We start from the raw sequence: 20568 nt of genomic DNA, 5'->3' as shown, positions 1-20568 counted from the left end.
TCAATACCCTTTGCTGCGATCCACCAGATGCAAAAACGGCTCACCTGCCTCACCGCGCCGGACATTTTCGATGATCACCCGCGCCGCCGTGATGGCCCGCGTTTCAGAGGCGATATGCGGCGTTACCGTCACACGTGGATGCGCCCAATAGGGATGCGTGGGCGGCAACGGCTCCACCCGGAACACATCCAGCGTGGCATGTCCGATATGCCCTGCGTCCAACGCAGCCAAAAGCGCATCATCGTCTATCAGTGGCCCGCGTCCAGGGTTCACGATCATCGCGCCCTCTGGCAGAAGGGCCAGACGTTCGGCATTTAAAAGGCTTTCGGTCTCAGCTGTCAAAGGCAGCAAAAGCACAAGAATTTCAGCGCTTTGCAACGCCTTGAGCAGCCCATCATCCCCCGAAAGACAGGCGATGTCCGACACCTCGCGCGGGCTTCTGCTCCAGCCCGTAACCGGAAACCCAAGACCGCGCAGCGCCTTGGCGCAGGCCTGCCCCAGAACGCCCAGCCCCAACACGGTGACGGCGCGATCCTCGGCCAGAGGGGGGATGGTCTTGCGCCAGACCCCGTCCTGCCCAAGAATATGCGCATCCATCCCCAGATGATGCCGCAGCACATGGCCCGTGACCCATTCCACCATCCCTTGCGTCAGCCCATGATCGACCATCCGCGCCAACGGAACCTTTAGCGTTTGATTTCCAACGATATTCTCTACCCCAGCCCAGAGGTTCAGAACCGCCTTGAGGCGCGTATAGGGGGTAAAATCCTGCACTGCGCTATTGGGCGCGTAGATCATGTAATCCACCTCTTCGGGTGGCAGATCAAGCGCGAGGTTCGCCGTGACACCTGCCTCAGAGAGGGCTGATTTCAAAGGGTTTTCATAGATGTCCCACTGCTCGGGCCGAGCAGCAAAAAGAATATTGGGTGTCATTTGTCCTACCTTGGTTTGTGAATATGCGCGCTCTGGACAAGGCCAAAACCGACCATGAGCACAAGCATCGCCGATCCGCCATAGCTGACCAGTGGCAGCGGCACCCCGACCACGGGCATAAGGCCCATGACCATCGCCATATTAACGGCGAAGAACAGAAAAAACGTCATCGCGACCCCGAGAATGAGCAGGGATGAATAGCGGTCCTTGTTACTGAACGCCGCAGAGACGCAGAACACAAGGATCAGCGTATAAAGTCCCAGAATGGAAATCCCGCCGATAAAACCGAATTCCTCGGCTAGGGTCACGAAGATAAAGTCCGTATGCTTCTCTGGCAGAAAGTTGAGCCGCGATTGCGTACCCTGCATAAAGCCCCGCCCGGTCCAGCCGCCAGAGCCAAGAGCGATCTTGGATTGGGTGATGTGATAGCCCGCGCCAAGTGGATCGTTGTCGGGATTGAGAAAGGTGTCGATCCGGCGATATTGATAATTTTCAAGCAGTTGCCAGTCTGTGCCGCGGCTTTCGAACACTGCAAACACAAGCGCGACCACCGCGAGGATGACCGTGGCGAAATAGGCCCAATGCACCCCCGCCACAAACATAACCACCCCTCCTGCCGCCAACAGCAGGATCGAGGTGCCAAGGTCAGGCTGACGCAGCACCAGAGCCACCGGGGTCAGGATCAGCCCCACCGGGATCAACACCCAAATGGGCCGTGATACCCGCGACATCGGCAACCAATCGTAATAGGCGGCCAATAGCATCACGAGCGTGATCTTGACCAATTCCGAGGGCTGAAGTCGCATAAACCCAAGGTCGATCCAGCGCTGTGCGCCCTTGCCCTCCACCCCGACCAGCGCCACGGCAATCAACAGGGCCAGGGAAATGAGATAGGCAAGCAGCGACATGTTCCGCCAGAACCAGATTGGGACCATGGCCACGATCAGCATCACCGCCAACCCGAGGGCAAAGCGTTTCATTTGCGGCTCTGCCCAGATTGACAGGTTCCCGCCCGCAACCGAGTAGAGCATCAGAAATCCCACGCCCGCAACAGTGCAGAGCAAGAGCACCAGTGGCCAGTTGAGGTACAGGATCTTGCGTGCGCCAGACGGGGCGGTCTTGATGGAGTGCTCGAGATAGCTCATGCGCGGTCGCTGTCCTCTGGTGTCGGCCGAGAGCGGGCCGCGCGCAGTTTTTCCTGTTGTGCCTTGATCCGGGGGCGGTCTGCCTCGGGATAGGCGGCCAGCGGTGGGTCCTCGCCATAGAGCGCTTGAAGGGTGATGTCGCGGGCAATCGGTGCTGCCGCCGTTGAACCGCCGCCGCCATGTTCCACCACAACTGCCACGGCATATTTTGGGGCATCATAGGGTGCAAAGCTGACAAAAAGCGCGTGATCGCGCTGTTCGCGGGGCAGGGCATCGTTGCTGAGCACGCCTGTCGCCCGCTCACCGGTCGAGATGTTGCGCACCTGGCTTGTGCCGGTCTTGCCCGCAAGGCGAAAGGCATCCTCGATGATGCGGCTGCGATAGGCGGTGCCACGGTTGCTGTTGGTGACAGCATACATCGCGCGGCGCACCTCGCGCAGAAGGTTCTCGTTCAGGCCCATAGGCTCGCCATGGCCTGAGGGCTGCTCTACCCCGTCGATGGATTTGACCAGTCGGGGCGTCACGCTTCGGCTGGTGGCCAAACGTGCGGTCATTACTGCCAGTTGCAGCGGCGAGGCCAGCACGAATCCCTGTCCGATCGAGGCATTGGCGCTGTCCCCCACAACCCACGGCTCGCCACGATTGGCCACTTTCCATTCGCGGGTCGGTGCTAACCCTTTGGCAACACTGGTCATGGGCAGGTCGAACTGCACCCCAAGACCAAGCCTCTCGGCCATCGCGCTGATATTCTCGATACCGGTCCGCAGGGCGAGTTCGTAGTAATAGACGTCGCAACTTTCGCGCAACGAAAGGTGGAGGTCCATGTTGCCGTGCCCGCCCCGCTTCCAGCAGTGAAAGCGGCGACCACTGATTTCCAGATGGCCGGGGCAATAGACCGTATCCTGAAGCGAAACATCCCCCGCTTCAAGCGCCGCAAGCGCTGTCACCATCTTAAAGGTAGAGCCCGGAGGATAGATGCCCTGCACTGCCTTGTTGGGCAGGGGGCGATAGGGATCGTCCAGCAAGGCGCGATAATCCGCAACCGAGATACCACGCACAAAGAGGTTGGGATCGTAGCTGGGCGAAGAGGCACAGGCCAGAATATCGCCCGTCTCACAGTCGATCATCACCACGGCGGCGCTCTCGCCATCTAGGCGGGCATTGGCATAGGTTTGCAATTCGTTGTCGAGCGTCAACTGGATATCCGAGCCGGGTTGCCCCTCTTGGCGGTCCAATTCGCGCATCACGCGCCCGGCGGCGTTCACCTCAACCCGTCGCGTGCCCGCAGAGCCACGCAAGAGGTTCTCACGCTGCGCTTCAAGCCCGATCTTGCCGATCTGGAAACGAGGCAAGCGCAAAAGCTGTTCTGGCGCGTCGATCCGATCCAGATCGCGGTCGCTGACTGGCCCGACATAGCCCACCACATGGGCATGATCATCCCGCAGCGGATAGCGGCGAGACAGCCCCACCTCTGGATGAACACCGGGTAAGGCAGGGGCGTTGACCGCAACGCGGCTGATATCCTCCCAGGTGACACGATCTGCCACTGTCACAGGGGTATCGCCACGCAGCTCTTTTAACTCGCGACGGGCCTTTTCCAACTCTCCGGGGTCCAACTCGACCAAGCGCGCCAGCCGGGCGATCACCTCGTCCACGTCCCGCGCCTGTTCGCGGATCATGGTGATCCTGTAGCTGGGCACATTCTCGGCGATGATCCGACCTTCGCGGTCAAAAATCCGCCCGCGCGTGGGGGGATCAGTTGAATGTTGATGCGGTTCTCGTCAGCCAAGAGGCGGAACTGATCGGCCTGTTCCAACTGCATATACCGCATGCGCAGCGCAAGCGCGCCCATCACGCCCAGTTGTAGCCCGCCCACGACCAGCCCGCGCCGGGTGATCCGACGCTGGCTCTCGGCGGTATCGCGGGGCGGGCGCCTCATGGCCGCATCCCCGCAGGATCAAGATCACCTGGCGCACGTTTCCGCACACCAAACAGGGCATGTGACAGAAAGGCGATGGCAGGGTAGGCGATCAAGGTAGACATCAGTTGCATGAGGCTCAGGCCAAGCGGTGCCTGATCCACCATCAGAATGGCCAAGATAACGCGGTTGGCCACGGTCATCACGATCATGGAACTGGCGACCGAGGCCCATTCTGCCGCAAATGTCAGATCGCGCAATGCGGATGCACGATTGCGTAGGGTCTGCGTGCCGATCACCATCAGTGCCGCCCACAGGCCCGGTGGGCGCTGCAACATAAGATCAAGTCCAAGTGCCACCAGCCCAACCAACAGCACCGGCACATAGTCAGGCCGGCGCACCGCCCAAGCAAAGGTCAGCGCCATCACCAGATCGGGCCCGGCCCATTTCGGCGGCGTATGCGCCAACGGCAAAAGATGCAGAAACAGCAGGGTAATACAAAGCGCCAGATAAAGCGCACGCATGACCCAGGCACGAGGCAAGAGCGCATCAACCATTCTCAGCCTCCGCCGCTTCGGTCGCATCTGGGGCGGTCTCGGGATTCTCGCTGCCGGGCAGGCTTGATGGGGAAATCAGCCGTCCGGGGTCGGTCAGGCGCTCGTTCTCGTAACTGCGCAGCACGCGCAGAAATTCCAGCCGCTCGTAATCTGCGGAGATCCGCACGCGCATCCGCCCGCCGGGATCTTCGGCCAATTGACCGACCAGCAAGCCCGCCGGAAACACCCCGCCATCGCCCGAGGTCAGCACCCGATCGCCGGGGCGTACCTGATCCGGGGCTTCAACGAAATCGACCACCGGTGCGATGGAATTGTCGCCAATGATCAACGCACGCTGTCCCGAGGGCTGGATCGTGACGGGAATACGGCTCGAGGTGTCGGTCAGCAGGATTACCCGCGCAGTGTTCCGCCCGACGCCGGAAATCCGCCCCACCAGCCCCAGACCGTCCATCGCCGCCCAGCCATCCTTGATGCCATCGCGCGCGCCCACGTTGATCAATACGGATTGCCGAAAGGGCGACCCGCTGTCGGCCATGACCACGCCCGTCACAAATGTCAGGCGCGGGTCAAGTTGCACATTGTTGAGGTCCAAGAGGCGCGCGTTTTCCTGCTCCAGCTGCAGCGCGGCCTCTTTCCACGCTTTCATCTGTTGCAACTCGCGGCGCAGATCCTGATTTTGCTGATACATGCGCTGATAGCTCTGGAAATCGCGCAAGATATTCACCGCCCCGGTGACCGGTGCCATCGCCCAGTCGAATGAGGGCACGACCCGATCCACCACCTGCGCGCGAAATCTTTCGACCCGCGGGCTGTCGATCCGCCAGACCAGGAAGATGCCGAGCAGACACAACAGAAGTACCCCCAGAAGCAGGCGCTTCAGCGGGCCACTGTAATCCTCGCCTTGTCCGCGGTCTCTCGCCACGAAATCCCCCTTTTAGGCAAAGGTGGGTGGTTCAGCTGTCGTAGTCAATCGCGTGGCGCAACTGCTTTTCAAACTCAAGCGCTTTGCCAGTGCCAAGTGCCACGCAATTGAGACTGTCATCCGCAATGGATACGGCCAGCCCGGTTTGTTCGCGCAGCGCCAGATCAAGATCGCCCAAAAGCGCGCCCCCGCCGGTCAGCATCACGCCACGGTCTACGATATCCGCCGCCAGATCGGGTGGTGTCGCCTCAAGCGCGGTCATCACCGCCTCGCAAATCTGTTGTACGGGTTCGGCAAGCGCCTCGGCGATCTGCGCTTGGCTGATCTCGATTTCCTTGGGAACGCCATTGAGCAGGTCACGCCCGCGCACATGCATCGACGTGCCGCGCCCGTCGTCGGGCATACGGGCCGTGCCGATGCTGGTCTTGATCCGCTCAGCCGTGGATTCACCCACCAGCAGGTTTTGCTGGCGACGCAGATAGTTGATGATCGCCTCGTCCATCCGGTCGCCCCCAACACGCACCGAGCGCGCATAGACGATATCGCCAAGGCTGAGCACCGCGACCTCGGTCGTGCCGCCGCCGATATCAACCACCATGTTCCCGGTGGGATCTGTGATCGGCATGCCGGCACCAATAGCGGCGGCAATGGGTTCTGCGATCAAACCCGCCCGGCGCGCGCCCGCAGAGAGCACTGATTGCCGGATCGCGCGCTTTTCCACAGGTGTCGCACCATGGGGCACGCAGACGATGATCTTAGGCTTGGAAAAGGTTGAACGCTTGTGCACCTTGCGGATGAAATGCTTGATCATCGCTTCGGCGGTGTCAAAGTCGGCGATCACACCTTCGCGCATCGGCCTGATGGCCTCGATGCTGCCGGGGGTCCGCCCCAGCATCAGCTTGGCATCCTCGCCCACGGCCAGCACTTTGCGAACTCCGTCCTTGACGTGATAGGCAACAACCGAAGGCTCGCTCAGGATGATCCCGCGCCCCTTGACGTAAACCAGCGTGTTGGCCGTGCCCAGGTCAATCGCCATGTCTGATGAAAACAGACTGGGAATCCTATCAAATATAGACATATGCGCCTGTGCCCTGTCGCCCGAAATAATGATGAGCCCCGCGACTCGGGGGTCCGGGGCATCTGTCCTTATAGTGGGCGTGCCGCAGGGGCGAAAGGGGCAGTTTCGGACCTGTAAGCACCAAACCGCCGCTAACACGGAGTTCACGCACTGGACTGGCGAAAGTGTCGCGGCCAATTCCGCAAGATTGGGCAAATACCAACGGGTCAGCGCATCACGCGGAGGATTTTATCGTGGCCATCGGTACAAGCTCTTATTGTTGGTCTTAGGTTTTCGCTCGCGTGCAGGACGTAATTCTGTCCAACACATCATTGGCTTCGGCAACCTGCTCGAAAGCGACAGGCAGGGTATGTTTCCCCCAATGGGGCGGCTGACCTGGATGCGATAAACCAAGACCGAGCGGTTGGATTTCCTGTTCGTCATGCAATGCGCCGATCTTTAGTGACGGATATGGACGCGTCGGGCTGATTTCATACGGATATGTGGGAGAATGTGGATTGGAAAGGACATAGAGCCGGACGCTAAATCGCCAATTTCGCCCACGGCGACAAAGGATTGCCCGCTTGGTCGTGACAAAGTAAATCACGTTGCAAAGGACATACTGCCGGTTGGAAGCCATCACGAACGCGACCAACACAAAGACCAGTGACGTCACACCATAGACGACATAGACGTTCAGCAGTGCATGGTCCGTGGTAGAGGCGATATAAGGAACGGTGCCCCACATCACCAAGGCACCAATGCACATGGTGATGTCATAGGTCCGCTCTGCGCCGATTGGCTGAAAAAATCCACGTCCAAAATCTGGCCGCCCGCTCCACAAGACCTGTTCATCTGGGGCGAGAATTTCAGAGAGTTCGGCGTCTGTGCGGATTTCTATGGACACACCACACATGAACACTCTTCCCAAGAAGATCAATTTGCACCGCTCAGCCTCGCTAAGCTAACCACACGGCAAGTGCACGGCAAGATTGCAACCCCATTCCGCAAGTTTGGCGATGTCACGCTCGTAATATGGGTTTTGTCGCCGTTTCAGCCGTTGAGATGGTCCAATCTTGCCCGCACCGATAGGCCATGCGCCTCAAGGCTCTCGGAGATGGCCAGGGTTTCGGCGGCGGGGCCAATGGCGCGCAGGGCTTCCGGTGTCATCCGGGCCAAAGTGGTGCGCTTTAGGAAATCCATGACCGACAGGCCAGACGAGAACCGGGCCGAGCGCGCAGTCGGCAAAACGTGATTTGGGCCACCGACGTAATCGCCGATTGCCTCAGGCGTCCACGCCCCGAGAAAGATCGCTCCGGCATGAGTGATTTGCGCCGACAAGGCGTCAGGATCGCTCACGCACAGCTCCAAATGCTCTGGCGCAATGCGGTTCGAGAGGGTGGCGGCGGTGGCCATGTCGGGCACCAGAACAATCGCGCCGTAGTCGCGCCAGCTTGCCCCTGCGATGGCGCGCCGTTCCAGCGTTTCGAGGTGGCGGTCGATGGCGGCGCTGACCGCCTCGGCCAACTCGGCATCGTCCGTGATCAGGATGGCTTGCGCGCTTTCGTCATGTTCAGCTTGGCTCAGCATGTCGAGCGCGATCCAGTCTGGGTTCTGCCCCCTGTCCGCAATCACAAGGATTTCCGAGGGACCAGCGATCATGTCGATGCCCACTTTGCCAAACACCCGGCGCTTGGCGGCGGCGACAAAGGCATTACCGGGTCCGGTGATCTTGTCCACCGGGGCAATGCTCTCGGTGCCATAGGCAAGCGCTGCAATCGCCTGTGCGCCGCCGATGCGGTATATTTCATCTACGCCCGCGATCTGCGCGGCCAAAAGCACCAGCGGGTTCGCCTTGCCATCTGGCGTGGGAACGACGATCGCCAGCCGTTCCACCCCAGCCACCTTGGCGGGAATGGCGTTCATCAGCACGGAGGACGGGTAAGAGGCCAAGCCACCGGGAACATAAAGCCCCGCCGCCGAGACCGGCGTCCAACGCCAGCCCAGCATCGCGCCGCTCTCTTCGGTCCAGCTGGCATCCTCGGGCATCTGCCGCGCGTGATAGGCGCGGATGCGCTCTGCCGCAAGTTCCAGCGCGTCCCGCTCGGAGGGGGGCACTTTGCCAATAAGCTGCACGATTTCCTCGGGCGAGAAGCGCAGCGTCTCAGGTGTCAGCGCGACACGGTCGAAGCGCTCGGTCAATGCAATCACTGCTGCATCCCCCCGTTGCCGCACATCCGCGATGATGCCCGCGACGATATCGTCTACATCGGGACTGTCTTCGCGTTTGGCGCTCAGTAACTCCGCAAAGCGGGCTTCGAAATCGGGCGCGGTGGCGTCAAGCGTGATTGGCATGGCGGTTCCTTTCGCCGGGGGACATAGCGGTGCGTGGCCACTGTCTCAAGCCCCGGTCTTCTTCTTGGTCCAAATACTCAAATTCTGCACTATGCCAAGCGTCTCAGCTCTCGTGGTGCGGCACCTTGCCTGATGGCGCGCGGTAGGGCCGCGTCACATCTTTGAGCGTGACTTCGAGCGCCTCGACCTCCAGGCGCAACGCGCCGTCACCCGCCAGCGTCAAAAGCACATGACCCGCCCCCTCCGATCCCGGCTCAAAGGTGATCGCGAGCAACGACAGGATCGTGTCTTTGTCATGCCGGTTGATGCCTTGGCTGGCCACGCGCAGCACATTGTCCACCACCAAGAGCGCCTGCACCCGCTCCGGCCCATGTCGCTTAAGCCCCTGATCTTCCCAACGAAAGCGGTTGAGCAAAAGGCCAAAGCGCCGCTGGCCCGGTCGCCACGTCATCTCGGTGATGGGAAAGACCGCGTCTTGTGCGAGCGATGAGATGACCTTTAGGTCGTCCTCTTCTATCGCGCCCAGATTAAGAGGGGCTTCGCGCCCGTCTTCGAATTTGGCGTCTTCGGTCATTTGCCACTGATCCTTTCGATCTTGGCGCCGACGTTGCCCAGCTTTTCCTCGACCCGCTCGTAGCCGCGATCAAGGTGATACACTCTGTTGACGATGGTTTCGCCTTCTGCCGCCAGCCCCGCAAGAATGAGCGACACCGAGGCGCGCAGATCGGTGGCCATCACCGGCGCGCCCTTGAGGCGATCAATGCCGGTTACGGTGGCGGTGCCGCCATGCACGTCGATTTTCGCACCCATTCGCATCAGTTCCGGTGCATGCATGAAGCGATTTTCAAAGATACGCTCTTCCAGTACCGAGGTGCCTTCGGCGGTGCACATCAGCGCCATCATCTGCGCTTGCAGGTCTGTGGGGAAGCCCGGAAACGGCTCTGTCACTACATCGACAGCGCGCACTTTGCCATTCTTGCGGCTGACCTTGAGACCCGCGTCAGTTTCGGTGACGCTGATGCCCGCCTCTTCAAGTTTGTCACAAAAAGCGCCCACAAGATCCCGCCGTCCGCCGAGGCATTCTACCTCACCTCCGCAGATCGCCGGGGCCAGCATATAGGTCCCAAGCTCGATCCGGTCGACCACCACGGGATGCGTCGCACCTCCAAGCCGGTCTACCCCCTGAATGGTAATCGTGCCTGTGCCTTCGCCTTCGATTTGCGCGCCCATGCGGCGCAGGCAGTGGGCCAGATCAACGATCTCAGGCTCGCGCGCAGCATTCTTGAGCACGGTCGTACCTTTGGCCAAGGTCGCCGCCATCAGGGCGTTTTCCGTGGCCCCGACCGAGACGATGGGGAATTCGAACATTCCCCCCTTCAGGCCGCCGGGGGCCTTGGCATGTACATAGCCCTCGCGCAGGTCAAGTTCGGCACCCATCGCCTCCAATGCGCGCAAATGCAGATCAACGGGCCGCGCTCCGATGGCGCATCCGCCCGGCAGCGAGACCACAGCATGACCATCCCGCGCCAGCATTGGCCCCAGCACGAGGATCGAGGCCCGCATCTTGCGCACGATGTCATAGTCGGCGACGTGGTTGTTCAGATTATGCGACGACAGCGCCAAAACTTGACCACCCTGCATCTGCACCACCTCTGCGCCCAAGGATTGCAGCAGCGTTGTCATTGTCTTGATATCCGACAGGCGCGGCGCATTGGTCAGGGTCAACGGCTCATCGCTGAGCAATGTGGCGGGCATCAGCGTCAGACAGGCATTCTTGGCCCCCGCGATGGGAATTTGTCCTTCAAGCGGCCCATTGCCTGTGACGACGATCGAATCCATCTGCTCTACCCCTCATCCTTTGTACCGGTTGGCTTTGGCGTGGACAGGCCGTCCGCCTTGGCGCGTACCTGCGCCTTACGCCGTGCGAGATTGGCCTTCAACGCCGATTTCAGCCTGTCCTCGCGGCTTGGGCTCTGTTTCGCGCCTTTATCCGGTGTTTGTTTTTTGCTCATGGCTCTCTCTTACAGGAGGTGTGAAAAACCGTCCAGTTACCCCTTGCGCCATCAGCGATTAGCGTCTAATCAGCGCGCCACACGTGCTGCTGTAGCTCAGTGGTAGAGCGCGTCATTGGTAATGACGAGGTCGGGAGTTCAATCCTCCCCAGCAGCACCAGTTAAATCTAGTAAATTCCGCGATCATGCCACTTGCCCGCAGCGGCAGGGAATGGTTACGGCAATGAACGCCAAAATCGGCGCCCCGAAAGCGGATGTTTCCCCCGGCTCTGAAAACCATGTGAGTGCCAACATCCGCCCCGTTCGGCGCTGGCACCCGGAGCATGGGTTTTTCAAAGATGCGCGTCCATCGGACCCGATAAAAAGATGAAATCTCCGACCGAAATGTCGGCGGCAAAAACGCCCTCAAGAATAACTGTATGTTCCGCGATCGTAATCGTCGCGCCTGTGTCCGCGTCGCTGGTGTCAAGACTGGCGAATGCGGTCAACGGATCAAGTTCGTCAGGATCGCCGCCGATATGAAACGGCAACCGGCTTGATGGCGGAGTAAAGAAAGCGCTGGTGTTCAACGCGATTGGATTGAAATCCTTAATCGTGTCGATTTCGCCCGCAGTGAAGGTATTGAAGACAAACACATCAGAAGACTGGCCACCGGTGAGGGTGTCATTGCCCGCGCCAGAAAACAGGATGTCATCCCCGGAACCGCCGCCAACGCTGTCGTTACCACGTCCGGCATAGACAAGATCAGCGTCAAAACCGGTAGCGATCACGTCGTTGCCGTTGCCGCCCAAGACAATATCCCGGCCTGCGCCGCCAGACATACGATCTGCGCCCTCGCCGCCTGATACGAAATCATTGCCCTGCCCGGTGCGGATACTGTCATCCCCATCGCCGTCAAGTAACCACAACGCATCATCCCCCAGACCGCCTGTCAGCGTCTCGGCATCATCGCTGCCGATCAAATTGACGGCTGCGAGCGGTTGGACAAGCGGGTGTCCATCCGCATCGTACAGCCCCAGAAAAGGATCGAGCAATGTTCCTTGCCCCGAGGGCGCGCCTTTGAGACCAAACCTGTAGGCGGTGCCTTCTTGCAGGCTAATGGCGAACCAATCGCGGTCGTCTTGGTTGTCAATGGTGCCGGTTACGCTTCCCCCGGTTCAATACGTCCGGTGGTGCTGACATCGCTTGCAAAATCATCCATCACAACGCCTCTCTGACCCTGAAAAGACTTTAGTTTACCTAACGCAGGCGGCAAAGGTTAGGAACATCCAAGCGCTATACGCCCTGTGGTATCGCAAACGCCGCGCCGCCGCGTGACAGATCAAATTTTTTCCGCAGTATGGATTGATCTACATCATGGGCGAGTCGGTCGTCCTGTTTTTTCATTTTTACGAGGTTGAGAGGTTTGACGGTCTGGACGGAGGAGGCTGGAGGCCATGTGGTACGAATTGCGGGATCGTTCCCTGCCAAGTTCCGAAGGTCATGCTGTCTTGCCGCGCCCGCCCGGAACGGTGCGGGAATGGCGGCTGGCCGATATGTGCACGGGGTGCGGCGATTGCGTTGCGGTGTGCCCAAAGGCGATTGTCGCCCTTGATAAAGAGGTTTTGCCAGTTGTGACCGCGATTGACGCTTGCGGCCGATGTGGCCTCTGCGCCGATGTCTGCACCCGTGGAGCCATCGAATTGACAAAGGAAACGCGGCTTGGACTGGAACGCATTCTGAAGGGCGACGGCCTAGGGCAGCGCGCTGGCTGACGTTTGACGCGTTTGTGGGCGGCACGATATGTCGCATTCAAGAGTCATCTTTCATCCCCATCTGACACTTAGCCATGAATGGAGTGAAAGATGAGACCCGAAAGGCAATTTGAGACCGACGAGACCGCAACACTGGAGGTTCACCATAGTCCGCGCGATATCCATGATCGGATCGCGCTGCGGATTGTGAAAATCATGCGGGTTTTTGCCGACGCCTTTTTCTCAAAGCGCTACGGGCATCGTGCTGTGGTGCTTGAAACTGTGGCTGCCGTGCCGGGGATGGTGGGGGGGCTCTTGCAGCATCTCAAATCATTACGGCACATCCGCGAAGATCAGGGTTGGATCCGCGAATTGCTAGATGAGGCCGAGAATGAGCGCATGCATTTGATGACCTTTGTCCAAATCGCGCAGCCGTCACGCGGCGAGCGGTGGTTGATCATGATAGCGCAGGCGATTTTCTATAATGTGTTCTTCTTCACCTACCTCCTTGCTCCGCGCACGGCGCATCGGATTGTGGGCTATCTCGAGGAAGAGGCGGTGGTCAGCTATACGCAATATCTGGCAGAGATTGATGCCGGACGGCAGGATAATGTGCCGGCACCGCAAATCGCGATCGACTACTGGAAGCTGTCCCAAGATGCGCGCTTGCGCGACGTCGTCATCGCTGTGCGCGCTGATGAGGCGCATCACCGTGACACCAACCACGGCTTTGCCAATCAGATCATGGAAGGGCGGCACCCGTAACGGAGCCTTAGCCCCAACTTACATCCCCCAGAAAAATATAGCCTGCGCCATAGATCGTTTTGATCAGGCGCGGGTTCTTGGGGTCTTCGCGCAGTTTGGTGCGCAGACGCGAGATGCGCACATCCATGGCGCGGTCAAAGCTTTCGCCTGCCGCGCCGCCAAGCGTCTCTTGCATCGTTTGGCGGGAGATCAAGCGCTTGGGACGTTCCAGAAAGAGGCGCAGCACCTCTCCTTCGGCATGGGAAAAGGGCGTTTCCGTTCCCGTATCATCTTCAAGCATGTAGCGGTCAAAATGTGCGACCCAGCCGTTGAACCGCGCCACCTCGCCGGTTTGTGTACTGGGAATGCCCCGGCGCAGTCGGGCGCGGACGCGTGCCACTACTTCGGCGGGATCGAACGGTTTGATGATATAGTCATCCGCGCCCAGTTCCAGCCCTGTCACCCTGTCCTGCACCTGTGCGCGGCCCGAGATGATGATTACCGTTGCCCCCTGCTCTAATGCCAACCGATGCACAAGGCTCAGCCCGTCACGATCTGGCAGCGACAGATCGACAAGGCAAACATCGGGCGTGGTGCTGCGCAAGGCGGCCTCGAACTCTGTGGCGCGGCCAAAGGCCATGGTGCGAAATCCCGCCTCGGAAAGCGCCTGCGCCAGCATTGAACGGATCGCCGGTTCATCATCAAGAATGGCCACAAGCGGCGCTGTCATGGCTGCGCTCCGGTGTTGAGGGCCGCGTCAAGCTGTGCGGCGGAAAAGGGTTTGCGCAGCACCGGGGCAAGGTCTGCCGCTTGCCGGTGTAGCGGATCGTCTGGGGGCAACGAGGTCATCAGCACGAGCGCGCAATCACCGCGTCGGGGCAGTCGCGCCAGATCAATCCCGGTACGATTGCCCTCAAGCACGATATCCGACAGCACGGCCGAGATTTCCGGCAGATTGGCGATCAGCGCTGCGGCCTCGTCCACGCTGGCGGCCTCGATCACGCTATGGCCCGCGCCCCGCAACATATCGCGCAGGGTAGAGCGCAGATCGGGGCTGTCCTCGACCAAAAGAACAAGGCCCGGAGGACGCGCCGCCGCCGCGCGGCGCAGGGGCAAGCGCAGCGCCACGCGCCCGCCTGTGTCGGTATTGCCCATTAGGATGCGCCCGCCCGCCAGCTTGGTCATGTCATAGACCATGGGCAGGCCAAGCCCCGATCCTTCGCCGCCCTTCGTGGTGAAAAACGGATCAAGCGCGTGTTTGAGCGCCTCGGGGCTGAACCCCGGCCCGGTGTCGTCCACGGCAAGCTCGAGCCATGTATCCTGCACCGGCTGGGCTGTAAGGGTGATTGCGCCACTTCCTGCGCAGGCATCGCGGGCGTTCAGCACCAGGTTGAGCAGCGAGTCCTGCAACATGCCGGGATCCAGCAGATAGCGATCCGCAAGGCCGACGCAGATGATCTCAAAAGCGATACCTGTGGGCAGGGCCGAGCGCGCCAATGTCTCTAAATCGTCGAGAAAGGCGGCAAGATCGGTCGGCACCGGTTCATGCTCGCGCGGGCCGGTCATGTCGGCGATGCGATTGAGCAGCCCGCCACCTCGCCGCGCCGCCGCGAGGGTGGCGTTGATCAATTCCTGCGCCTCGGGCTTTAGGCCCATGCGGCCAAGGCGCGACTGCATCCCAAGGATGATCGTCAAGAGGTTTGAGAAATCATGCGCAAGGCCCGAAGTGAGTTGTGCCGCCATTTCCCGCCGCCGCGTCTGTTGCAGGGCGGCGCGCGTCTGGCTTTCTTCGGTGATGTCCATCGACAGGATGTAAACCCCGCCACTGGTGTGATCCGGGGTCAGCGCGACCCGGATGCGCCGTGAACTGGGCTCATGGGTGAATTCGAACACCGAAGCCTGTCCGGCATAGGCCTTGTCCAATTCGGGACCTATAATCGACCACGGCTGTGGTCCGAGCACCTGCGCCGCGTGCACCCCGATCAGGTCGGCGCGTGATCCGGGCATGACCGAGGTCAGGCGCCGGTTGGAATAGGTATAGCAACGGTCTGGGCCGACATGCGCGATATGGGCGGGCATCATTTCGGCGGTCATTCTGGTGCGGGCCTCGGCCTCGGAAATCTGGCGCTTGGCCTCTTCTAGGGCCGTGATTGTGGCCTCTAACTGTCGGTTGGTGGCAGACAGCTCTTCTGAATAACCGACCAATTGATCGGACAACTCTTCTGAACGGGCGCGCAACAACGCCTCTTGTCGTTTGGCACGGGTGATGTCGGTATAGACCGTGACCCATCCCCCCTGCGGCAGCGGCGTGCCCTCGACGCTGATGGTGCGGCCATTGGCGCGCGTGCGCTCCATGTAATGCGGCTCGAACGCGCGGGCGATATCGACGCGGGTCGTTACGAACCCTTCCACATCGCCCACGTCGCCATAATCGCCGCGCGTTGCCAGATAGCGGATCGTATCCGCGAAATCGGCGCCCGGCGTCACCAGCACATCAGGCAGGGCAAACATTTCTTGAAACCGTCGGTTGCAGACCGCAAGGCGCAAATCCCGGTCATAGATCGTCAGCGCCTGCTGAATGAGGTTCAGGCCGGCCATCGTCATGGCGTCATGATCGGCGCGGCTTGTACCCATTACAGTCTCCTCCCGCATCTTGGCTAACACCGGAAAACCGGTCCGCAAAGGCCAATCTTGGGCCTGTTACAATTCGTAAGGATTGCGAAATGTTCAGGAAAAAGTTGACGGCGAGTGTGATTCTCGCACCCTCTGGGGGAAGAAGAATCGCCCCTAGGCGGTCGGATGTTCGCGCAGGCGAGCAAAGGGAGGATATAACTTGGCACAGCCGTCACAAGCGACGGACGGGATGGATTCCGTTCCGGCGCTCTTGCAACGTAACGCCACGCGATTTGCCGATAGACCGGCCTATCGCGAAAAGGAATATGGGATCTGGCAGTGCTGGACATGGGCTGAGGCCGAGAAGGAGATCGAGGCGCTTGCGCTCGGGCTCATCAATCTTGGTGTGAATGAGGGCGATTTCGTCGCCGTCATCGGCCGCAACCGTCCGCATTTCTACTGGTCCATGGTCGCGGCGCAATCTGTCGGTGCAATCCCCGTTCCGCTCTACCAAGATGCTGCCGCCCCCGAGATGGCCTATGTGATGGAGCATTGTGGGGCACGCTTTGCCATCGTTCAGGATCAAGAACAGGTCGACAAGCTGATCGAGGTGCAGGAGGGGCTGCACCAACTGGAGCATATGATCTATGTCGATCCGCGCGGCTTGCGCAAATATGATCACCACAAGCTGCACCGCTTCATCGACATTCAGGAGCAGGGCCGCGCCGCCTATTACGAATGGATCGAAGATCTCAAGGCGCGCCGCGCGAAACTGACCTATGACAGTGTTTGCGTCATGCTTTACACCTCGGGCACCACGGGCAAGCCCAAGGGCGTGGTGCTGAGCAATCGCAACATCATCGAGGCGTCCAAATCGTCTTCCGAGTTTGACCATCTGACCAAGGACGAAGAGGTGCTGGCCTATCTGCCGATGGCTTGGGTGGGCGATTTCATTTTCTCCATCGGGCAGGCCTATTGGTGCGGGTTTTGTGTCAACTGTCCTGAGAGCCCAGAGACCATGCAGACCGACCTGCGTGAAATTGGGCCCACCTATTTCTTTGCGCCGCCCCGCGTGTTCGAGACGCAGTTGACCAATGTGATGATCCGGATGGAGGATGCGGGCCGCGTCAAGAAATGGCTCTTTGACCATTTCATGTCCCATGCCCGCCGCGTCGGCCCTGCGATCCTCGATGGTAAGCCGGTCAGCGGTCTGGACCGCCTCAAATACCGGCTTGGGAACCTCTTTATCTATGGCCCACTCAAGGACACGCTTGGCCTTGGCCGCGTGCGCGTGGGCTATACTGCAGGTGAGGCGATTGGGCCGGAGATTTTCGATTTCTATCGCTCGCTTGGCATCAACCTCAAACAACTCTACGGGCAAACCGAGGCTTCGGTGTTTATCACCCTGCAACCCGATGGCGAAGTGCGCTCTGACACGGTTGGCGTCCCCGCGCCCGGCGTGGAAATCCGTATCAGCGACACCGGCGAGGTGTTCTATCGTTCAGCGGGCACGTTTGAATATTACTACAAGAATCCTGAAAGCACGGCCTCAACCAAAGACCCCGAAGGTTGGGTCGCCACCGGTGATGCGGGCTTTTTCGAGGAAGGCAGTGGGCATCTTCGCATCATCGACCGCGCCAAGGATGTGGGCAAGATGGCTGATGGCCGGATGTTCGCTCCCAAATATGTGGAAAACAAGCTCAAGTTCTATCCCAATATTCTCGAGGCGGTCGTCTTTGGCAACGGGCGTAACGCCTGCACCGCCTTTATCAACATCGACCTGACAGCGGTGGGTAACTGGGCGGAGCGGAACAATATCGGCTATGCGTCCTATCAGGAATTGGCCGGGCATCCCAAGGTGTTGGAGACGATCAAATCCCATGTGGAAGAGGTCAATCGCAGCCTCGCGGATGATCCCATGCTGTCGCATTGCCAGGTGCATCGCTTCCTCGTGCTGCACAAGGAACTGGATGCCGACGATGGCGAGATGACGCGCACTCGAAAGGTGCGGCGTGGTGTGATCTCTGAGAAATTCGATGACCTGCTGACCGCGCTCTATGACGGGTCGCCTGAAATCTACACCACCACCGAAGTGACCTATGAGGATGGCCGCAAGGGGGCGATCAGCGCCACCCTCAAGATCGTCGATGCCAAGGTGGCCTCGGTGGCGACGATGCAAAGGGTGGCGGCAGAATGAGCGGGCCGGTGCAACAAGGGGGCTGTCATGCTTGACGCAAGCGAAGGCTACACCACCGAGGACGGTCGCAAGATCGGCGGCGTGGTGATGGAGATGAAGAACATCACCCTGCGGTTCGGCGGTGTGGTTGCGATCAAGGACATCAGCTTTGACATCCGTCAGGGCGAAATCCGCGCCATCATCGGGCCGAACGGGGCGGGCAAATCCTCGATGCTGAACGTGATCAGCGGCTTTTACCACCCGCAAGAAGGCGAGGTCTGGTATCAGGGCGCGCGGCGACCGCCGATGAAGCCCTATCAGGTGGCACAGCAAGGCATTGCGCGCACATTCCAGAATATCGCGCTCTTTGAAGGCATGACCGTGCTCGACAACGTGATGACGGGCCGCATTCGAGAGATGAAGGCGGGGCTTTTTGCGCAAGCGATCTGGAAGGGCCGGGCCGAGCGAGAAGAGGTTGCCAACCGTGAAGTCGTGGAAAAGGTTATAGATTTTCTTGAAATCCAACATATCCGCAAGACCCCGGTGGGCCGTTTGCCCTATGGTCTGAAAAAGCGGGTGGAACTGGCGCGCGCGCTTGCGGCAGAACCGTCGATCCTTCTGCTAGATGAGCCGATGGCGGGCATGAACGTCGAAGAGAAAGAGGATATGAGCCGCTTCATCCTCGATGTGAACGACGAATTCGGCACCACGATTGCCCTCATTGAGCATGACATGGGCGTGGTCATGGACCTGAGCGACCGGGTGGTCGTGATGGATTATGGCAAGAAAATCGGCGACGGCACCCCCGACGAAGTGCGCAGCAATCAAGACGTGATCGACGCCTATCTGGGGGTGGCGCATGATTAGGGCATTGGTGATGGCCGGCATGCTGCCAATCGCAGCCAATGCCGCGCCATCGGATCAGTTCGCTACATTTCTGGAAGAGCGCTGCCTCGCCCCGATCAAGGATGCGACCACGCCTGTGACTGCCGATCTAACACAGTTCACCTCGGAGCAGTCCGAACAGCTTGGCCGCAATATCGGCGAGTCTTTTGAAAGCTGGACGCTGTGGACCGATGCGCAGGCGCAGCATGTTCTAGGTATTCGACAGGGCGGTGATGCCTGTAGGGTCTTTAGCTTCAGAGCTTCGACCGAGGATGCAATTCAGATTTGGGACCGGATCAGTCGCTATGAGGGTCTGCGGGGTACGGCAGAATTGACCACCGCTCCGCTCGCCGGGACGAAGATCGAGGATTTTGGCGCGGCGTCCGGGGCCATTCACACGACTGAAAAAAACTTTGTCCACGTCATGATGAACTTTGCGGGCAACCCATCGTTGAGCTTCACGAGCGTTGTCGCGTTTCACGTCGTCGAAACCGAATTCGCCTGCAATCTTTTCCCAGAGGAGTGCCGCTAATGCCTGATCAGTTGATTTTCGGGATGGAGGTCGTTTTGAACGGCCTCATGGCGGGGGTGCTTTATGCGCTCGTCGCGCTTGGTTTTGTGCTCATCTACAAGGCCTCGGGGATTTTTAACTATGCCCAAGGGGTGATGGCGCTCTTTGCGGCGATGACATTGGTGGGGATGATGGAAGGGCGGGTGCCCTTCAGCCACCTTATCAACGCCATTTTCGGAACCGAGATCCATCACTTCGGCTGGCACCTGCCGGGGCTGGCGGCGATCCTCTTGACCATGGTCGTGATGGTGGCGCTCGCCTGGATCGTGAACCAATTGATTTTCCGGCATCTGGTGAACCAAGAACCGATCATTCTCTTTATGGCGACGATTGGGCTGGCCTATTTCCTCGAAGGGTTCGGGGATATGATGTGGGGCAGCGACATCAAGAAGCTGGATGTGGGTCTTCCGCAAGGTATCAACCTGATGATCGACGAAACCACGTTCAACATTTTCGGTTACGGGTTCTTCATCGACAATCTCGATCTTGTGGCAACAGGTGTTGCGGCGCTTCTGGTGATCGCTCTTGTGATCTTTGCCCAGTATTCCAAACAGGGCCGCGCCATGCGTGCGGTGGCGGATGACCATCAGGCGGCGCTGTCGGTTGGTATCTCTCTCAATTTCATCTGGGTCATGGTCTGGTCGCTGGCGGGCTTTGTGGCGCTTGTGGCGGGGATCATGTGGGGCACCAAATCGGGCGTGCAATTCTCGCTCTCGCTGATTGCCCTCAAGGCGCTGCCAGTGTTGATGCTGGGCGGCTTTACCTCGATCCCCGGCGCGATTGTGGGCGGTTTGATCATCGGCGTCGGCGAAAAGCTGTTCGAGTTCACCGTCGGTCCGCTGGTGGGCGGGGCCACTGAAAACTGGTTCGCCTATGTGCTGGCGCTTTTGTTCCTCGTGTTCCGGCCACAGGGCCTGTTCGGCGAAAAGATCATCGAGAGGGTGTGA

At 59.7% G+C, this 20568-nt stretch carries 19 protein-coding genes, 1 tRNA gene and 1 pseudogene; 7 read left to right on the top strand and 14 right to left on the bottom strand.

Annotation, left to right across the window (positions count from 1 at the left end):
* From ACLGGT_RS03235 to ACLGGT_RS03185, 11 genes and pseudogenes are all read right to left on the bottom strand, one after another.
* Complete coding sequence (locus ACLGGT_RS03235; protein WP_437195027.1) at positions 1 to 933, bottom strand: 2-hydroxyacid dehydrogenase; 933 nt, start codon at positions 931 to 933, stop codon at positions 1 to 3.
* A 5-nt stretch (positions 934 to 938) separates the two neighbouring features.
* Complete coding sequence (gene rodA / locus ACLGGT_RS03230; protein WP_008279236.1) at positions 939 to 2078, bottom strand: rod shape-determining protein RodA; 1140 nt, start codon at positions 2076 to 2078, stop codon at positions 939 to 941.
* Positions 2075 to 4017, bottom strand: a pseudogene (gene mrdA / locus ACLGGT_RS03225) (penicillin-binding protein 2). The gene rodA and the pseudogene mrdA overlap by 4 nt, the downstream one beginning before the upstream one ends.
* Positions 4014 to 4553, bottom strand: a complete 540-nt coding sequence (locus ACLGGT_RS03220) for a rod shape-determining protein MreD (RefSeq protein WP_437195025.1) — start codon at positions 4551 to 4553, stop codon at positions 4014 to 4016. Before ACLGGT_RS03220 ends, mrdA begins: the two are co-directional and overlap by 4 nt.
* Positions 4546 to 5475, bottom strand: a complete 930-nt coding sequence (gene mreC, locus ACLGGT_RS03215; RefSeq protein ID WP_008279233.1) for a rod shape-determining protein MreC — start codon at positions 5473 to 5475, stop codon at positions 4546 to 4548. Before mreC ends, ACLGGT_RS03220 begins: the two co-directional genes overlap by 8 nt.
* 31 nt (positions 5476 to 5506) lie before the next feature.
* Positions 5507 to 6553 carry a rod shape-determining protein gene (locus tag ACLGGT_RS03210; RefSeq protein ID WP_037245879.1) on the bottom strand — a complete coding sequence of 349 codons (1047 nt, stop codon included), beginning with the start codon at positions 6551 to 6553 and terminating at the stop codon, positions 5507 to 5509.
* Positions 6554 to 6818: 265 nt separating this feature from the next.
* The gene (locus tag ACLGGT_RS03205) at positions 6819 to 7448 is read right to left on the bottom strand and encodes a hypothetical protein (RefSeq protein ID WP_437195024.1); all 630 of its coding nucleotides are present in this window, start codon (positions 7446 to 7448) and stop codon (positions 6819 to 6821) included.
* Positions 7449 to 7585: 137 nt separating this feature from the next.
* Positions 7586 to 8887, bottom strand: a complete 1302-nt coding sequence (hisD, locus tag ACLGGT_RS03200) for a histidinol dehydrogenase (protein ID WP_437195023.1) — start codon at positions 8885 to 8887, stop codon at positions 7586 to 7588.
* A 103-nt stretch (positions 8888 to 8990) separates the two neighbouring features.
* Positions 8991 to 9461, bottom strand: coding sequence for a DUF2948 family protein (locus ACLGGT_RS03195; RefSeq protein ID WP_008279230.1), 471 nt, complete (start codon positions 9459 to 9461; stop codon positions 8991 to 8993).
* Positions 9458 to 10726 carry a UDP-N-acetylglucosamine 1-carboxyvinyltransferase gene (gene murA, locus ACLGGT_RS03190; RefSeq protein ID WP_008279229.1) on the bottom strand — a complete coding sequence of 423 codons (1269 nt, stop codon included), beginning with the start codon at positions 10724 to 10726 and terminating at the stop codon, positions 9458 to 9460. Before murA ends, ACLGGT_RS03195 begins: the two co-directional genes overlap by 4 nt.
* Positions 10727 to 10731: 5 nt before the next feature.
* Positions 10732 to 10899 (bottom strand): hypothetical protein, encoded by a 168-nt coding sequence (locus ACLGGT_RS03185; RefSeq protein ID WP_008279228.1) that lies wholly within the window; start codon positions 10897 to 10899, stop codon positions 10732 to 10734.
* An 85-nt stretch (positions 10900 to 10984) separates the two neighbouring features.
* Here ACLGGT_RS03185 and ACLGGT_RS03180 point away from each other — a divergent pair.
* A tRNA-Thr gene (locus tag ACLGGT_RS03180) sits at positions 10985 to 11059 on the top strand.
* A gap of 172 nt (positions 11060 to 11231) precedes the next feature.
* Here the strand turns inward: ACLGGT_RS03180 and ACLGGT_RS03175 are convergent.
* Positions 11232 to 11933, bottom strand: coding sequence for a calcium-binding protein (locus ACLGGT_RS03175; protein WP_437195022.1), 702 nt, complete (start codon positions 11931 to 11933; stop codon positions 11232 to 11234).
* Between the two features lie 402 nt (positions 11934 to 12335).
* Here ACLGGT_RS03175 and ACLGGT_RS03170 point away from each other — a divergent pair, with 402 nt between their 5' ends.
* Together ACLGGT_RS03170 and ACLGGT_RS03165 are read left to right on the top strand one after the other, a co-directional pair.
* Positions 12336 to 12653 (top strand): 4Fe-4S dicluster domain-containing protein, encoded by a 318-nt coding sequence (locus tag ACLGGT_RS03170; RefSeq protein WP_008279186.1) that lies wholly within the window; start codon positions 12336 to 12338, stop codon positions 12651 to 12653.
* A gap of 90 nt (positions 12654 to 12743) precedes the next feature.
* Complete coding sequence (locus ACLGGT_RS03165; RefSeq protein ID WP_008279185.1) at positions 12744 to 13397, top strand: alternative oxidase; 654 nt, start codon at positions 12744 to 12746, stop codon at positions 13395 to 13397.
* Positions 13398 to 13404: 7 nt separating this feature from the next.
* Here the strand turns inward: ACLGGT_RS03165 and ACLGGT_RS03160 are convergent, their stop codons facing one another.
* Positions 13405 to 14106 (bottom strand): response regulator transcription factor, encoded by a 702-nt coding sequence (locus tag ACLGGT_RS03160; RefSeq protein ID WP_008279184.1) that lies wholly within the window; start codon positions 14104 to 14106, stop codon positions 13405 to 13407.
* Positions 14103 to 16010, bottom strand: coding sequence for a hybrid sensor histidine kinase/response regulator (locus ACLGGT_RS03155; RefSeq protein ID WP_008279183.1), 1908 nt, complete (start codon positions 16008 to 16010; stop codon positions 14103 to 14105). Before ACLGGT_RS03155 ends, ACLGGT_RS03160 begins: the two co-directional genes overlap by 4 nt.
* Before the next feature lie 229 nt (positions 16011 to 16239).
* Between ACLGGT_RS03155 and ACLGGT_RS03150 the strand changes: the two genes are divergently transcribed.
* The 4 genes from ACLGGT_RS03150 to ACLGGT_RS03135 are packed head-to-tail and all read left to right on the top strand — an operon-like array spanning position 16240 to position 20568.
* On the top strand, positions 16240 to 18186 hold the full coding sequence (locus ACLGGT_RS03150; RefSeq protein WP_151979660.1) for an AMP-binding protein: 1947 nt from the start codon (positions 16240 to 16242) through the stop codon (positions 18184 to 18186).
* A gap of 27 nt (positions 18187 to 18213) precedes the next feature.
* Positions 18214 to 19032 carry an ABC transporter ATP-binding protein gene (locus ACLGGT_RS03145; protein WP_008279181.1) on the top strand — a complete coding sequence of 273 codons (819 nt, stop codon included), beginning with the start codon at positions 18214 to 18216 and terminating at the stop codon, positions 19030 to 19032.
* On the top strand, positions 19025 to 19582 hold the full coding sequence (locus ACLGGT_RS03140; protein ID WP_157667301.1) for a hypothetical protein: 558 nt from the start codon (positions 19025 to 19027) through the stop codon (positions 19580 to 19582). The genes ACLGGT_RS03145 and ACLGGT_RS03140 overlap by 8 nt, the downstream gene beginning before the upstream one ends.
* Positions 19582 to 20568, top strand: coding sequence for a branched-chain amino acid ABC transporter permease (locus tag ACLGGT_RS03135; protein WP_037296674.1), 987 nt, complete (start codon positions 19582 to 19584; stop codon positions 20566 to 20568). Before ACLGGT_RS03140 ends, ACLGGT_RS03135 begins: the two co-directional genes overlap by 1 nt.

This window comes from Roseovarius sp. MS2, assembly GCF_051447875.1.
In the GTDB taxonomy this organism is placed as follows: Bacteria; Pseudomonadota; Alphaproteobacteria; order Rhodobacterales; family Rhodobacteraceae; genus Roseovarius; species Roseovarius mucosus_A.
Note: the sequence above shows the minus strand (reverse complement) of the source record. Positions and strands in the feature narration are given on the sequence as shown.